We start from the raw sequence: 13,846 nt of genomic DNA on the forward strand, positions 1-13,846 counted from the left end.
CCACATAAGAGAAATTATGTGACAATCAGCCCCATCCGCTCCATCTGCCGGGCATGAATCAGGCCGCTTTCCGCAGTATAAATACGGGTGGTATTCACACTGGTGTGTCCCAAAATATCCGCCAGCCGGGACAAATCCTTCTCCTGGGTATAAAATGTCCGTGCAAAGAGATGCCGAAGGTTATGGGGAAATACTTTGTCCGGTTTCACCCCCGCGCTTTTGCACAGGACTTTCATATCCCGCCAGATGTTGCTCCGGTCCAACGGCCGGCCCGACCGGGTGACAAACACCGGCCCTGCTGTAATCCCGTTCCTTTTCAGATAGCTTTTCAACAAACGGCACAGCTTTTCCGACAGGAAAATGCTGCGCCGTTTTCCCTTGTTGGCAATCTCCGCCCGGCCAGAGGCCACGGCCTCTGCGGTGATCTCACGCAGTTCAGAGACCCGAATTCCGGTGGCGCAGATGGTCTGGAGCACCAGGGAAAGGCGCTCCTTCCTCTTCCTCCGGGCGGTGTTCACCAAGCGCACATAGTCGGCCCGGGTCAGCTCCCTCCGTTCATCACAGAACAAAGCCTTCTGAATCTTCAAAAACCGGACCGTCAGTTCTCCCCATCCCATGAAGCGAAGAAAGCCGTTGACCGCCGCCAGCATGGTATTGACAGAGGCCGGGGCGTACCGGCCGGCCAGGTCCCCTTTCCACTCCAGCAGAACCGCCTTGGTCAGCGCCCTGCCCCGGAGATAGGCCAGCAGCGCAGCAAGATCATGGAGATATTTTTGAACGGTGCTGTCCGCCCGCTCCTGTTCCCGCAGATAGGCGCCATAGCACCGGATTTGTTTTGCTGATAGCTTGTAGTTTTTCTTCATCGTGAATTCCTCCTTGCCTGTAGTATGTCCGCCAGGACCATATTTGATGGGATAAAGGACAGCATAAAAAAGAAAGCGGGAGCCGTCCTCACCGGACGTCTCCCGACCCTATTCCCTTCTTTTTTGAGCGGGACACCGCACAAATTCTTCCATTTTTTCCGGCCCGTATAGGGAAAAGAATCCTGTCAATACTAAGGAATGTTCCCATTAAAATACCGCAGGAGGCATTTACTATATGAAAGCAACTGGAATTGTGCGCCGCATCGACGACCTGGGCCGGGTGGTCATCCCCAAGGAGATCCGCCGGACCATGCGAATTCGAGAGGGCGACCCTTTGGAAATTTTCACCAACGGCGACGGCGGCGTGGTGTTCAAAAAATACTCTCTCATGGGAGGGCTGGGGGATTTCTCCGCCCAACTGTGTGAATCCCTGTATAAGACCACAGGAAAGATGGTGACCATCACCGACCGGGACGCCTGCATCTCTGTGGCGGGGGGCGGACGCCGGGAGCTGACGGACAAAAACATCTCCCCCGCCCTGGCCCAGATCATGGAGGGCCGCCAGATCTACCAGCACCAGGAAGGTTCTCCCGCCCTGCCGGTGAGCGATTACACCGACCACTATGTGGTCTCCACCGCCGCCCCCATTCTCTCGGAAGGGGATGTCCTGGGCTGTGTGGTCTTCCTCTGTGAGAAGGACCACATGGCCGTGGGCGAGTCAGAGTACAAGCTGGCCCAGACCATCGCCGGTTTTCTGGGCCGTCACATGGAGACCTGATCCTCTCCCCTCTGCCGTCCCTGCCCCTGGGGCTCCCTTCGGGAGACCGCCCCAGGCGGCAGGGGCGGTTTTTCCTGGTCTATTCCCCCCCACCCCCGCATACAGTGGTGACACGGACAATGTTGGGAGTGGTGGAACTTGCGGACTGATATTGAAGAACGCGCCTGTGACCTGGCCCTTTACATCATTGAGCACCAGGCAACCGTCCGGAGTGCAGCAAAGCAGTTCGGAATCAGCAAGTCGACCGTACACAAGGACCTGTCCCAGCGGCTGCCGGCCTTTAACCGGGCTCTGTATCTCCAGGTCAAAGAGGTTCTGGACCTGAACAAAGCCGAGCGGCACATTCGGGGTGGGATTGCCACCAGGCGCAAATATAAAGGAACGTGAAAACCCGTTTTGCGGGAGAGAAAAGGGCCCTTCAGGGGCAGCGCACAGGCGCGGGAAAGGAACGTTCTTTCCGCGTCTGTGCTTGCTGTGCAGAGGGCCCCGCAGCCCTCTCCCCACCACCAAAAAGGCGGGAACCCCTCCACAAGGGGTTCCCGCCTTCCCGGACGTTTGCATTGTTCTGATCGCTGGGGTTATTCCACAGAGATCAAATAGTGGTAGACCGGCTGGCCGCCCTCCAGCAGGGTGATCTCCGCCTCGGGGCAGGCGGCCTCAAATTGGGCCAGGGCCTGTTCCGCCTCTCCCTGCTGGACGCCCTCTCCGTAGAAAATGCTGATAAACTCGCCTCCGCGCTCCTGGCTCTCCTGGGCCAGCTTTTCCAGGGCCGTTTCCATGGACTTTTCCGTTCCGAAGAGCTGGTTGTCCACCAGCAGCAGGTAGTCCCCTGCCTGAATGGCATTTCCGTCAAAGGAGGAGTCCCGGGCCGCGTACGTAATCTCCATGGTGGTGACCTGCCCCATGGCCTCCTCCATGGCGGCGGTGTTCTCCGCCTCTTCCCCGTCGGGGTTCATGGCAATCATGGCGGAAATCCCCTGGGGAACGGTTTTGGCCTGGAGGACAACCACCTTCTTGTCCTCCACCAGGTCCACACACTGCTGGGCCGCCAGAATGATATTCTTGTTGTTGGGCAGCACATAGACAATCTCCGCCGGCGTTTTTTGAATCTCCTTCAAAATATCCTCCGTGGAGGGGTTCATGGTCTGCCCCCCTTGGATCACGCCGTCCACGCCCAGATCAAAAAAGACCTTTGCCAGGCCCTCCCCGGCGGCCACCGCCACAAAACCGTATTTCTTTTCCGGGGGCAGGCTCTGCCGGGGGGCGGTCTCTCCCTCCTGCTGGAGCAGTTCCGTATGCTGCTGGCGCATGTTCTCCACCTTGACCGTCAGAAGGCCGCCGTAGGTGAGGGCCTCCTCCAGGACTTTGCCTGGATGGTTGGTGTGGACATGTACCTTGATGATCTCATCGTCGTCCACCAGCACCAGGCTGTCCCCCAGTCCATTGAGGAAGGCCCGCAGTGCCTCGGGATCTTTTTGGGTGTCCCGGGAACAGATGAACTCTGTACAGTAGCCGAACTGGATCTCTCCCGTCTCAAAGCCCCCAAAGTCCGCCTTCTCCCGCTGGGGGACGGGCGAGGGCTCCTGGTCGTCGGCAGGGGCCGGGATTCCGTGGAGTTCGTCCAGCATTCCCTGGAGGATCACCACAAAGCCCATGCCGCCGGCGTCCACCACCCCGGCCTTTTTCAGCACAGGGTTCTGGTTCACCGTGTCCGCCAGGGCCTCCCGGGCCCGCTCAAGGGCCGATCCCAGCACATACTCAAAGGCGGTGTTTTCCTCCGCCGCCCGGCCGGCCCGGTCCCCCGCCAGACGGGAGACGGTGAGCACCGTCCCCTCCGCCGGCTTCATCACCGCCTTATAGGCCGCGACCACCCCCGCGTTCAGCGCGTCGGCCAGGTCAATGCCGTCCATGGTGTCCTTGTCCTTCATCGCCCGGGAGAATCCCCGGAAGATCAGGGAGAGAATCACCCCTGAGTTGCCCCGTGCCCCCCGGAGCATGGCCGAGGCGCAGAGGGCCGATGCCTGGGCCGCCGTGGTGGGGGCCTTCTGCCGCAGTTCCGCCGCGGCGGTGCCGAGGGTCAGGCCCATGTTGGTACCCGTGTCCCCGTCAGGCACCGGGAATACATTGAGTTCATTGATCTTCTGCTTTTCCGCGTTTAGGGAAGCGGACGCGTGGACGAGCATCGCCGCCAGCGTCTTTCCATCCACTGACTGTACCATAGTTCCTCTTCTCTCTCCTCTCAGTCGATCTCCATGGAGTCCACATAGACGTCCACTGCTCGGACTTGGGCGCCTGTCATGTTCCCCACGGCATAACGGACCTCGCTCATGATGGAGCTGCTCACCGCCGTCAGATTGACGCCGGCATCCACAATGATGTGCAGCTCAATGGATACGGTGTCATCTTCCTCAAAAATCACGCGGACCCCCTTGGCCATGGACTCACTGCGCAGCAGATGGACCAAGCCGTCCTTCTTGGACCGGGCTGCCATCCCCTTTACGCCGAAACAGCTGGTGGCCACCGCGCCGGTGATGGTGGTGAAAACCTCGCTGCTGATCTGGATCTCGCCTTTATCATTTTGAAACCGCATACGTTGATACCCTTCCTTTCCGTGCCGGGCGCCGGGCGCCCCAGCCCTTCTATGAGAAAACTGTGGGAAAAAATACACTTTCGGATTGTATTTTTGCGTGTGATCAGGTAAAATACTACCATACACTACGGAAGCTGCGCAACTGTATCTTGGAGGTTTTTTGTATGAAACTCACTGACCTTATCCTGAAAATCACCGCGCTGGTCCTGGCGGTGGCCGCCATTGCCTGCCTGATCATGGCCAACATGGAGCGTATCTCCGACTGGATGGCCTGTCTGTGGGCCAAGGTTCAGGCAAAGAAAGAACTGCTCTGCCGCACCTGTCCCTGTGAGGGCTGCGAGAGCGACGATGAATTCGAGGAATGGGATATCTGACCGGCAACCCCCTGTTGCAGCAGACCGGAGCGGCACTGTCCGCTCCGGTTTTTCTATGGGGGCGGTCTCCCCTCCCTCCAGGGAGGAGAGAGGCCCGGCGGTTAGAAAGAGAGACCTGGATGCTTGGGCGGCAGCAGGATGGGGTCCATCCGCTTGACCACGGCAAAGGTAAACAGCGCCGTGGTGATCAGCTCGTCCCGGTCATTGCGCTGCTCCACAGAGACCACGCAGATCCGGCTGCCCACCTGCAGGGGGGTGGCCCGGCAGAAGAGGTAGGCCCCCGCCGCCGGGCGCAGGAAATTCACCGTGCTGCCCTGGGTGACGCACATCCGGCCATGGGGGGCCAGGCTGTGCCCGGCGATGGTGTCGGCAAAGGCCACCAGCACCCCGCCGTGGACGGTGCCGTACTGCTGCTGGTTGCTCTTTCGGATCATCATGATCCCCTCGGCGGCATCCTGTTCCATGCGGATCAAATGAATGCCGTTCTCCACCGCCCAGGGGTCCAGCCCCCGGATTTTGCCCAGCTGGGGGTCTTCCTTTACGTAATAGAGCCCTTCTTTATCCAAGGAAGCCATTGAGGATCTCCTCCTCCGCCTCTTCCTCTGTGAGGCCCAGGGTCATGAGCTTGAGAATCTGGTCCCCGGCAATGCGGCCGATGGCGGCCTCGTGGATCAGCTGGGCGTCGGGATGGTTGGCCGTCAGGGCGGGGATGGCCTGGATTTTCGCATGCCCCATGAGAATGGAGTCGCACTGCACATGGCCGAAGCCCGCGGCGTCCCCAATCATCCGGGGATAGAAAATCTGCTGGGACTCGTCCTGGGCCACCGACCGGGAGATCACCCGTCCGCTGGCCCCCTCGCCCGCCAGGATCACATCCATCTCGGACTCCGCCACCTGCTTGCCGTGGGTCAGGAGCTTCTCATTGACCACCGCTTCCGCCTCTTCCTTCACCACCACTTTGGTGTAGCGTTTGGTGGAGTCCACCCCCCGCAGCTGGGTGGTGTCCAGCTGGATGGAGGCCCCTTTCTCCAGGTAGACCACTGTCTGGGGGTTCATGATCCGCTCGCCGGTTCCCTCTCCCTCGCCGTAGTGCTTCTCCACGTACTGCACCTTGGAGTTCTCCCCCACGTAAAAGGTGTGCACCCCGTCGTGCTGGGAGGTTTTGTCTCCGGCGTTGTGGATGCCGCAGCCGGCCACAATCACCACGTCGCAGTCGGGCCCGATGTAGAAGTCGTTGTAGACCAGCTCGTCCAGCCCGGTCTCGGTGATGATGACGGGAATGTGGACCGATTGGTTCTTGGTCCCGGCCTTGATGTGGATGTCAATGCCGGACTTGTCCGTTTTGGAGACGATTTCAATATTGGCCGTGTTGCTGCGGGATTCCAGCTGGCCGTTTTTTCGGATGTTGTAGGCGCCCTTTGGGGTCCCTTCCAGGTCCGCAATCTCCCGCAGGAGACGGGTATCTATCTTGTTCATGGGTTAACCCTCCTTCGGTTGCCGGCAGTTCTTGCTGTTCGGCTGTAAAAACTGGCACATGCCCGCCGTGTCCGCCAGAATGTGGGGCATGATCTCCTCCTTGGGTCCATGGCGGACCACCTTGCCCCCGGAGATCATGACGATCTCATCGGCCAGGTCGATGATCCGCTCCTGATGGGAGATGACGATGATGGTGTTCTCCCGGGTGCCGTGGAGCATGCGGAAGGTCTCCGTCAGTTTGGCAAAGGACCACAGGTCGATGCCCGCCTCCGGCTCGTCAAAGATGAGCAGGCCGCCGGGCCGGGCCAGGATGGTGGCGATCTCAATGCGCTTGACCTCCCCGCCGGAGAGGGAGGTGTCCACCTCCCGGTCCACGTAGTCGGCCGCGCACAGCCCCACCCGGTTCAGGTAGGAGCAGCACTCGTCCCGGGTCAGCTTCCGCTTGCCCGAGGCCAGCTCCAGCAGGTCCCGCACCCGCAGCCCCTTGAACCGGGGGGGCTGCTGGAACCCATAGCTGATCCCCAGCTTGGCCCGTTCGGTGATGGACAGGCCGGAAATATCCGTGCCGTTCCAGACAATCTGGCCGCCGGTGGACTTGGCCAGGCCCATGATGGTCTTGGCCAGGGTGGTCTTGCCGCCGCCGTTGGGGCCGGTGATGACGACAAACTTATTGTCTTCAATGGTCAGGTCGATGCCCCGGAGGATTTCTGTCTTCACTCCGTTGTCCTCCACCTGATAGGAAAGTCCTTTCAGTTCCAACATATCGATAGCTCCTTGTCGCTATTGTAATCATAACACAGCTCTTTGTGGTTTTCTGTCTTTTCTGAACGTCAAATTATACCATAAAATTTGTGGGTAGGCAATAGAGTCCCCTTTATTTTCCTGTCAGCTTGCACAGGGTCATTTTCCCCTTTCTTTTCTCGTGCCACACAACTTCGTCAACATTGACAATATTTTTCTCTTTCGGTTGACTTTTCATACAATCATTGGTACATTAGACCCATATTTCATCGAGATTTCCGGCCCCTTGCCGGACCAAGAGAGAGAAATGAGGGGGAGCACAGCATTATGATCGAACGACTTGGGTTTGACAACGAAAAATACCTGGAAATGCAGTCGGAGCACATCCGCTCCCGCATTGATCAGTTCGGCGGAAAACTATACCTGGAATTCGGCGGAAAACTCTTTGACGACAACCACGCCTCCCGGGTTCTGCCGGGGTTTCATCCCGACTCCAAAATTCGCATGCTCATGCAGCTGAAAGACCAGGTGGAGATCGTGGTGGCCGTGTCCGCCATGGACCTGGAAAAGAGCAAGGTCCGGGGGGACCTGGGCATCACCTACGGCACCGACACCCTCCGGCTCATTGACGCCTTTCGGGGCTTTGGCTTCCCGGTGGGCAGCGTGGTGCTCACCCGGTTCAGTGGCCAGCCCGCCGCGGAAATCTTCCAGTCCCAGCTGGAGGCCCTGGGGCTGAAGGTCTACCGCCATTACTCCATTGAGGGATACCCCTATGACATCCCGCTCATCGTCAGCGAGGAGGGGTATGGAAAGAACGAATTTGTGGAGACCACCCGCTCCCTGGTGGTGATCACCGCCCCCGGCCCGGGCAGCGGCAAGATGGCCGTGTGCCTGAGCCAGCTCTATCACGAGCACAAGCGGGGGGTCCAGGCGGGATACGCCAAGTATGAGACCTTCCCCATCTGGAACCTGCCCCTCCGGCATCCGGTGAACCTGGCCTATGAGGCCGCCACCGCCGACCTGAACGACGTGAACATGATCGACCCCTTCCACCTGGAGGCCTACGGGGTGACCACCGTCAATTACAACCGGGACGTGGAAATTTTCCCCGTGCTGAAAACCATGTTTGAGCGGATCGCCGGCTCCTCCCCCTACCAGTCCCCCACCGACATGGGGGTGAACATGGCCGGCTACTGCATCTTCGACGACGAGGCGGTCTGCCAGGCCTCCAAGGAGGAGATCCTCCGCCGGTTTTACGCCGAGCAGTGCCGCCACCGCCGGGGTCGCACCGATGGCACCGCAGTCTATAAAATTGAGCTTCTGCTCAAACAGCTGGGGCTGAGCCCCCTCAGCCGCAGCGTGGTGGCCCCCGCCCTGGCGGTGGCCGAGCGCACAGGAGACCCCGCCGCCGCCATGGAGATGCCCGACGGAAAGATTCTCACCGGAAAGACCTCCGAGCTGCTGGGCTGCTCCTCCGCCCTTCTGCTCAACGCCCTGAAATACTTAGGGGGCATCCCCGACGAGGTTCAGCTGATCTCCCCCTCTGTGATCGAGCCGGTCCAGGATCTGAAGGTCAACGTCCTGGGCAACAAGAATCCCCGCCTGCATATCGACGAGCTGCTGGTGGCCCTGTCCATCTGCGCGGTCACCGACCCCAACGCCAAGCGGGCGGTGCAGCAGCTGCAGAAGCTCCGGGGCTGCGAGGCCCACACCACGGTCATTCTCTCTGAGGCCGACGAGGACAGCTTCCGCCGGCTGGGGGTCCGCCTGACCAGTGAGCCCAAATACCAGACCTCCAAGCTCTATCACGGCTGACCCTCCCCCGCCTTCCCCGGCCCGCCCAGTGCCCCCATCGTGATTTGAACCTCATTCCGAAAGGAGTTATCCATGATGTCCACCAAAACCTATATTCCCGAGCATTACGCCCCTCTGCTGAACCTCTATGACACCCAAAAGGCCATCGGCCTGCTCAAGCGGGTGTTCGAGGACACCCTCTGCGGCAGCCTCCACCTTCGCCGGGTCTCCGCGCCCCTGTTTGTGGAGGCCTCCTCCGGCCTCAACGACGACTTAAACGGCGTGGAGCGGCCGGTCTCCTTTGACATTCCCGCCGCCGGGCGGGAGGCCCAGGTGGTCCACTCCCTGGCCAAGTGGAAGCGCATGGCCCTGTACCACTACCACTTCCCGGTGGGGGAGGGTCTGGTCACCGACATGAATGCCATCCGCCGGGACGAGATCCCCGACAACCTCCACTCCATCTATGTGGACCAGTGGGACTGGGAAAAGGTCATCGCCCCCCGGGACCGGAACCTGGACTACCTGAAGCACACGGTGGAGGCCATTGTCTGCGCCATGGCGGACACCCAAAAGACCCTGCGCTCGGTCTTCCCCCAGCTGAGTGTCCTGCCCCAGGTCCACAAGGCGGTCTCCTTCGTCACCACCCAGGAGCTGGAGGACGCCTTCCCCCACCTCACCGCCAAGGAGCGGGAGGACGCCTGGGTGAAGGACCATCCCACCACCTTCCTCATCGGCATCGGCGGGGCCCTGCAGTCCGGCAAGCCCCACGACGGCCGGGCCCCGGACTACGACGACTGGACCCTCAACGGGGACATTCTTCTGTGGGATGACCTGCTGGGCCGGGCCATTGAGCTCTCCTCCATGGGCATCCGGGTGGACGCCGCCGCCCTGGACCGGCAGCTGAAAACCGCCGGCTGCGACAGCCGCCGGGAACTCACCTTCCACAAGCTGCTGCTGGAGGACAAGCTCCCCCTCACCATCGGCGGCGGCATCGGCCAGTCCCGTCTGTCCATGTTCCTGTTGGGCAAGGCCCACATTGGAGAGGTCCAGGTATCCACCTGGGACGACGAGACCATCCAGACCTGCCATGACGCCGGCATCATTCTGCTGTGAATCTGTCCAATAGAAAAACGGCTTCCCGCACTGGGAAGCCGTTTTTCTATTGGGTTGCATGGCGGCTGCCTCCCCTCCCTTTGGGGGCAGCGGGACAGTGGGTGAGGTCATTGCTCTGGCTCCTGGGCGGCGGCCAGCTCCCAGCCGATGCGGATGCCGGCATGGAAGCCGGCCTCGAAGTAGAGGGATTCCAGGCGGCACTCCGCATCCATGATCCCTCCCTGGAGCTCTTCCAGCACAGCCGCCTCCCCCCTCGGAGGCAGGTCGCTCCAGTCGGTGGTGAGAATCTTGTCACGGTACGCTTTCATCGCTGCCTCCCAGGCATCCTCCGCCCGGCGGATTCGCTCCCACAGGGTACCGTGCTCCACGGCCTTGGGGGAAAGCCTGCCCCCCGTGCGCAGGAACGCACACAACTGTTGTAAGTTCAATCGTTCGAAAAAATCTTTTTCATACATTGCGTAGCCCTCCTTATCCCACAATATAACATTATATATATTGTTATGTCAATGGCTTGCACGATATCTCTTGATATCGCTATAATTGGCATGATATCTAAAGGGGGTAAAAACCATGAGCGGATACCGCAACCGAACCCAATGGACAACTGCCACTGACAATGAGCTGCTGGAGAAATTTCGCCAATTATCCACGCAAACCCGCATCCCCGCCTCCCGTCTTTTGGACGAGGCCATCGAGGACCTGCTGGTGAAATACGCCGTCATGACCAAGGAAGAGAAAAAGAATCCATAAGAAAGGGACGCCACCGCTATGACAACCAAACTCTACGACCAGGACAGCCACTGCCGCACCTTCTCCGCCCAGGTTCTCTCCTGCACCCCCGTCCAGGGGGGACAGTGGCACATTGTCCTGGATCAAACCGCCTTCTTCCCCGAGGGCGGCGGCCAGCCCGGGGACCAGGGCACCCTGGATACGGTCCGGGTGCTGGACACCCGGGAGAGGGGCGACGCCATCGTCCACATCACCGACGGCCCCCTGACCCCCGGCACTTCCGTCACCGGGGAACTGGACTGGGCCCTGCGCTTTGCCCGGATGCAGTGCCACTCCGGGGAGCATGTGCTCTCCGGCCTGGCCCACAGCCTCTACGGCTGCACCAACGTGGGCTTCCACATGGGGGAGGACCAGGTGATTCTGGACTTTGACAAGGAGCTCACCCCCCAGCAGCTGACGGTGCTGGAGGACCGGGCCAACCAGCTCATCACGGAAAACCGCCCGGTCACCGCCCGCTATCCCACCCCGGAGGAGCTGGCGGCCCTGGACTACCGGAGCAAGCTGGACCTGACCGAGCAGGTCCGCATCGTCACCATTGCCGGCTGTGACGTGTGCGCCTGCTGCGCCCCCCACGTAACATGCACCGGGGAGATCGGCCTGGTGAAGCTGGTGGATGCCATGCGCCACCGGGGAGGCATCCGCCTTTGGATGGTGGCCGGCCGGCTGGCCTTGGCGGACTATCAGAGGAAGCAAACCAACATCGCCGCCATCTCCGCGGCCCTGTCAGTGCAGCAGCCCCAGGCGGCCCAGGGGGTGGAGCGGCTGAAGCAGGAGCTCCAGACCCTGAAGGAAACCCTGAAGCAGACCCGCCAGGCGCTCCTGGCGGAAAAGGCCAAAGCCCTCCCCCAGACCCCCGGCAACCTCTGCCTCTTTGAGGATGGCCTGGACGGAACCGGTCTCCGGGTCCTGGCCAACGCGGGCATGGAACGGTGCGGGGGCATCTGCGCGGTCTTCGCCGGCACGGACCAGGCCGGGTACCGCTACGCCATGGGCAGCCAAACCGTGGACCTCCGGGCCAAGGCCAAGGCGCTCCACCAGGCCCTGGGGGGAAAGGGCGGCGGCCAGCCCACCCTGATCCAGGGCGCGGTGACCGCCAGCCGCCAGGAGATTCTGGCCTACTTCCGCTGACCACCCGGAGAAAGGAGGCGCCCCATGGCGAAGAAGAATGCCCGGAACACCCGGGGGAAAATCGTGGAGGCCGCCTGGCAGCTCTTCTACGAGCAGGGCTATGAGGACACCACCGTGGAGGAGATCATCGAGTCCTCCCACACCTCCAAGGGCTCCTTCTACCACTATTTCGACGGAAAGGACGCCCTGTTGAGCACCCTCAGCGACCTCTTTGACCAAAAATACCTGGCCCTCCAGGAGGCCATGGACCCGGCCATGCCCGCCATGGACAAGCTGCTCTTTCTCAACCGCGCCCTGTTCCGCATGATTGAAAACAGCGTCTCCATGGACCTGCTGGCCCGGCTCCTGTCCACCCAGCTGGTAACCAACGGGGAAAGGCACCTGCTGGACCACAAGCGCATCTACTACCGCCTGCTGCGCCGGATCATTGCCGAGGGACAGGCCGCGGGCCAGCTCTCCCAGGGGCGCAGCGTCAACGACATGGTGAAGGTCTACGCCCTGTGTGAACGGGCCCTGCTGTACGACTGGTGCCTGTGCGGGGGGGAGTATCCCCTGTGTGACTACGCCGCCCGGCAAATGCCCCATTTTTTATGTGATTTTCTCCCTCTCCCTTCGTCTAAGAATGGTTCAGGCGAAAACCCTTGATTTTTCTCTATTTTTTCAGAAAATACAGAACACGGTATAGACTAAAGTCTATACCGTGTTCTGTATTGCGTTCTTTTTTTCGTCATGGTATGATAGAATCCTATTCTGTTTCTGGTCGTTCCCGGCGCCTTCCCACGGCCCTGGGCCGGCCGGCTATTTTTGAGGAGAGGAAAGAGAGATACCATGACAACATCCCAATTCTGTATCATTGCGACCATTGTGGTCTATCTGGTCGCCATGGTGCTGGTGGGGGTCTATTGCAGCCGGAAGGGCGGGGGCTCCAGCTCCCACGAGTTCTACCTGGGCGGCCGCAAACTGGGTCCCATCGTCACCGCCATGAGCGCCGAGGCTTCGGACATGAGCAGCTACCTGCTCATGGGTCTGCCCGGCCTGGCCTACCTGTGCGGCGTGGCCGAGGTGGGCTGGACCGCCATCGGCCTGGCCATCGGCACCTACCTCAACTGGCTCATCGTGGCCAAGCGCCTGCGCCGGTACTCGGCCAAGATCGGCGCCATCACCATCCCCGGCTTCTTTTCCCAGCGGTTCCGGGACCGGCGCAGCGTGCTCTCCTGCATCGCCGCGGTGGTGATCCTGATCTTCTTCATCCCCTACACCGCCTCCGGCTTCAAGGCCATCGGCACCCTGTTCAACAGCCTGTTCGGCGTGGACTACCACGGGGCCATGATCATCGGCGCCATTGTGGTCATCGGCTACACGGTGCTGGGCGGCTTTTTGGCCGTGTCCACCACCGACCTGATCCAGAGCATCATTATGACCTTTGCCCTGATCTTCATCGTCCTCTTCGGCATCCAGCAGGCCGGGGGATGGGAACTGGTGGCCGCCAATGCCAACTCCCTGCCCGGCTACCTGAACTTCACCCAGGGGTATGACGCCGCCACAGGACAGGCCAGCTCCTACGGCGCCCTGAGCATCGCCTCCACCCTGGCCTGGGGCCTGGGCTACTTCGGCATGCCCCACATCCTGCTGCGGTTCATGGCCATTGAGGACGACGCCAAGCTGAAGACCTCCCGGCGCATCGCCACCATCTGGGTGGTCATCTCCATGTTCATCGCCGTGCTCATCGGTATTGTGGGCCTGGCGGTCACCAAAGCCGGCAAGGTTCCCTTCCTGGGCACCAGCTCTGAGTCGGAAACCATCATCATTCAGCTGTCCAACCTGCTCAGCCAGCACGGCATTTTCTTTGCCCTGATCGCCGGTTTGGTCCTGGCAGGCATCTTGGCCTCCACCATGTCCACGGCGGACTCCCAGCTGCTGGCGGCCGCCTCCAGCGTGTCCCATGACCTGGTGCAGGACTTCTTCGGCAAGAAGCTCAACCCCAAGGCCTCCATGCTGGCCGCCCGGGGCACGGTCATCGGCATCGCCATCGTGGGCATTTTCCTGGCCTGGAACCCGGACAGCTCCGTCTTCCAGATCGTCTCCTTCGCCTGGGCGGGCTTCGGTTCCGCCTTCGGCCCGGTGGTCCTCTTCGCCCTGTTCTGGAAGCGGACCAACAAGCAGGGCGCCATCGCCGGCATGGTCGCCGGCGGGGCCATGG

General features: G+C 61.0%; 16 protein-coding genes. 9 read left to right on the forward strand and 7 right to left on the reverse strand.

Annotation, left to right across the window (positions count from 1 at the left end; all coding sequences use genetic code 11):
* Positions 1-14: 14 nt before the first annotated feature.
* Positions 15-863, reverse strand: a complete 849-nt coding sequence (locus tag DV520_RS11210) for a tyrosine-type recombinase/integrase (protein ID WP_117142893.1) — start codon at positions 861-863, stop codon at positions 15-17.
* A gap of 235 nt (positions 864-1,098) precedes the next feature.
* On the opposite strand from DV520_RS11210, the gene DV520_RS11215 reads away from it, so the two are divergent.
* The gene (locus DV520_RS11215; protein WP_021920802.1) at positions 1,099-1,641 is read left to right on the forward strand and encodes a stage V sporulation T C-terminal domain-containing protein; all 543 of its coding nucleotides are present in this window, start codon (positions 1,099-1,101) and stop codon (positions 1,639-1,641) included.
* 138 nt (positions 1,642-1,779) lie between these two features.
* Complete coding sequence (spoIIID, locus tag DV520_RS11220; protein ID WP_021920801.1) at positions 1,780-2,028, forward strand: sporulation transcriptional regulator SpoIIID; 249 nt, start codon at positions 1,780-1,782, stop codon at positions 2,026-2,028.
* 191 nt (positions 2,029-2,219) lie between these two features.
* Here the strand turns inward: spoIIID and DV520_RS11225 are convergent, their stop codons facing one another.
* Both DV520_RS11225 and DV520_RS11230 read right to left on the reverse strand, forming a co-directional pair.
* A complete protein-coding gene (locus tag DV520_RS11225) occupies positions 2,220-3,860 on the reverse strand; it encodes a DAK2 domain-containing protein (protein ID WP_117142895.1) in 1,641 nt (546 codons plus the stop codon).
* 20 nt (positions 3,861-3,880) lie between these two features.
* Entirely contained in the window at positions 3,881-4,231 is a 351-nt protein-coding gene (locus tag DV520_RS11230; protein ID WP_021920799.1) for an Asp23/Gls24 family envelope stress response protein, read from the reverse strand.
* Positions 4,232-4,395: 164 nt separating this feature from the next.
* On the opposite strand from DV520_RS11230, the gene DV520_RS11235 reads away from it, so the two are divergent.
* Positions 4,396-4,605, forward strand: a complete 210-nt coding sequence (locus tag DV520_RS11235) for a hypothetical protein (RefSeq protein WP_021920798.1) — start codon at positions 4,396-4,398, stop codon at positions 4,603-4,605.
* A gap of 101 nt (positions 4,606-4,706) precedes the next feature.
* Here DV520_RS11235 and DV520_RS11240 read toward each other — a convergent pair whose 3' ends face one another.
* From DV520_RS11240 to DV520_RS11250, 3 genes are read right to left on the reverse strand one after another with little or no spacing between them, the layout of a single operon-like run.
* Entirely contained in the window at positions 4,707-5,180 is a 474-nt protein-coding gene (locus DV520_RS11240) for a PaaI family thioesterase (protein WP_021920797.1), read from the reverse strand.
* On the reverse strand, positions 5,164-6,081 hold the full coding sequence (locus DV520_RS11245; protein ID WP_021920796.1) for a SufB/SufD family protein: 918 nt from the start codon (positions 6,079-6,081) through the stop codon (positions 5,164-5,166). Before DV520_RS11245 ends, DV520_RS11240 begins: the two co-directional genes overlap by 17 nt.
* 3 nt (positions 6,082-6,084) lie before the next feature.
* A complete protein-coding gene (locus DV520_RS11250) occupies positions 6,085-6,843 on the reverse strand; it encodes an ABC transporter ATP-binding protein (RefSeq protein WP_021920795.1) in 759 nt (252 codons plus the stop codon).
* A 306-nt stretch (positions 6,844-7,149) separates the two neighbouring features.
* Here DV520_RS11250 and DV520_RS11255 point away from each other — a divergent pair, with 306 nt between their 5' ends.
* Together DV520_RS11255 and asnA are read left to right on the forward strand one after the other, a co-directional pair.
* A complete protein-coding gene (locus DV520_RS11255; protein ID WP_021920794.1) occupies positions 7,150-8,637 on the forward strand; it encodes a DUF1846 domain-containing protein in 1,488 nt (495 codons plus the stop codon).
* Positions 8,638-8,709: 72 nt separating this feature from the next.
* Entirely contained in the window at positions 8,710-9,729 is a 1,020-nt protein-coding gene (gene asnA / locus DV520_RS11260) for an aspartate--ammonia ligase (protein WP_333818756.1), read from the forward strand.
* Between the two features lie 107 nt (positions 9,730-9,836).
* On the opposite strand, the gene DV520_RS11265 is transcribed toward asnA, so the two are convergent.
* Positions 9,837-10,184 carry a hypothetical protein gene (locus DV520_RS11265; protein ID WP_021920793.1) on the reverse strand — a complete coding sequence of 116 codons (348 nt, stop codon included), beginning with the start codon at positions 10,182-10,184 and terminating at the stop codon, positions 9,837-9,839.
* A 115-nt stretch (positions 10,185-10,299) separates the two neighbouring features.
* Between DV520_RS11265 and DV520_RS11270 the strand changes: the two genes are divergently transcribed.
* From DV520_RS11270 to DV520_RS11285, 4 genes are all read left to right on the forward strand, one after another.
* A complete protein-coding gene (locus DV520_RS11270) occupies positions 10,300-10,479 on the forward strand; it encodes a ribbon-helix-helix domain-containing protein (protein WP_021920792.1) in 180 nt (59 codons plus the stop codon).
* Positions 10,480-10,497: 18 nt separating this feature from the next.
* Positions 10,498-11,646: an alanyl-tRNA editing protein gene (locus tag DV520_RS11275; protein WP_117142899.1), complete on the forward strand. Its 1,149-nt coding sequence runs from the start codon at positions 10,498-10,500 to the stop codon at positions 11,644-11,646.
* Positions 11,647-11,670: 24 nt separating this feature from the next.
* Positions 11,671-12,291, forward strand: coding sequence for a TetR/AcrR family transcriptional regulator (locus tag DV520_RS11280; RefSeq protein WP_117142900.1), 621 nt, complete (start codon positions 11,671-11,673; stop codon positions 12,289-12,291).
* A gap of 183 nt (positions 12,292-12,474) precedes the next feature.
* Positions 12,475-13,846 (forward strand): sodium/proline symporter (locus tag DV520_RS11285; protein WP_133308866.1); only part of this gene is annotated, 1,372 nt, incomplete at its 3' end.

It is taken from the genome of Evtepia gabavorous (assembly GCF_003425665.1).
GTDB classification, from domain to species: domain Bacteria; phylum Bacillota; class Clostridia; order Oscillospirales; family Oscillospiraceae; genus Evtepia; species Evtepia gabavorous.

What these genes read in the sequence shown, in the direction of transcription:
- DV520_RS11210 (WP_117142893.1), bottom strand. Translation starts at nt 863, where the DNA reads ATGAAGAAAAACTACAAGCTATCAGCAAAACAAATCCGGTGCTATGGC.
- DV520_RS11215 (WP_021920802.1), top strand. Translation starts at nt 1,099, where the DNA reads ATGAAAGCAACTGGAATTGTGCGCCGCATCGACGACCTGGGCCGGGTG.
- DV520_RS11225 (WP_117142895.1), bottom strand. Translation starts at nt 3,860, where the DNA reads ATGGTACAGTCAGTGGATGGAAAGACGCTGGCGGCGATGCTCGTCCAC.
- DV520_RS11230 (WP_021920799.1), bottom strand. Translation starts at nt 4,231, where the DNA reads ATGCGGTTTCAAAATGATAAAGGCGAGATCCAGATCAGCAGCGAGGTT.
- DV520_RS11235 (WP_021920798.1), top strand. Translation starts at nt 4,396, where the DNA reads ATGAAACTCACTGACCTTATCCTGAAAATCACCGCGCTGGTCCTGGCG.
- DV520_RS11240 (WP_021920797.1), bottom strand. Translation starts at nt 5,180, where the DNA reads ATGGCTTCCTTGGATAAAGAAGGGCTCTATTACGTAAAGGAAGACCCC.
- DV520_RS11245 (WP_021920796.1), bottom strand. Translation starts at nt 6,081, where the DNA reads ATGAACAAGATAGATACCCGTCTCCTGCGGGAGATTGCGGACCTGGAA.
- DV520_RS11250 (WP_021920795.1), bottom strand. Translation starts at nt 6,843, where the DNA reads ATGTTGGAACTGAAAGGACTTTCCTATCAGGTGGAGGACAACGGAGTG.
- DV520_RS11255 (WP_021920794.1), top strand. Translation starts at nt 7,150, where the DNA reads ATGATCGAACGACTTGGGTTTGACAACGAAAAATACCTGGAAATGCAG.
- asnA (WP_333818756.1), top strand. Translation starts at nt 8,710, where the DNA reads ATGATGTCCACCAAAACCTATATTCCCGAGCATTACGCCCCTCTGCTG.
- DV520_RS11265 (WP_021920793.1), bottom strand. Translation starts at nt 10,184, where the DNA reads ATGTATGAAAAAGATTTTTTCGAACGATTGAACTTACAACAGTTGTGT.
- DV520_RS11270 (WP_021920792.1), top strand. Translation starts at nt 10,300, where the DNA reads ATGAGCGGATACCGCAACCGAACCCAATGGACAACTGCCACTGACAAT.
- DV520_RS11275 (WP_117142899.1), top strand. Translation starts at nt 10,498, where the DNA reads ATGACAACCAAACTCTACGACCAGGACAGCCACTGCCGCACCTTCTCC.
- DV520_RS11280 (WP_117142900.1), top strand. Translation starts at nt 11,671, where the DNA reads ATGGCGAAGAAGAATGCCCGGAACACCCGGGGGAAAATCGTGGAGGCC.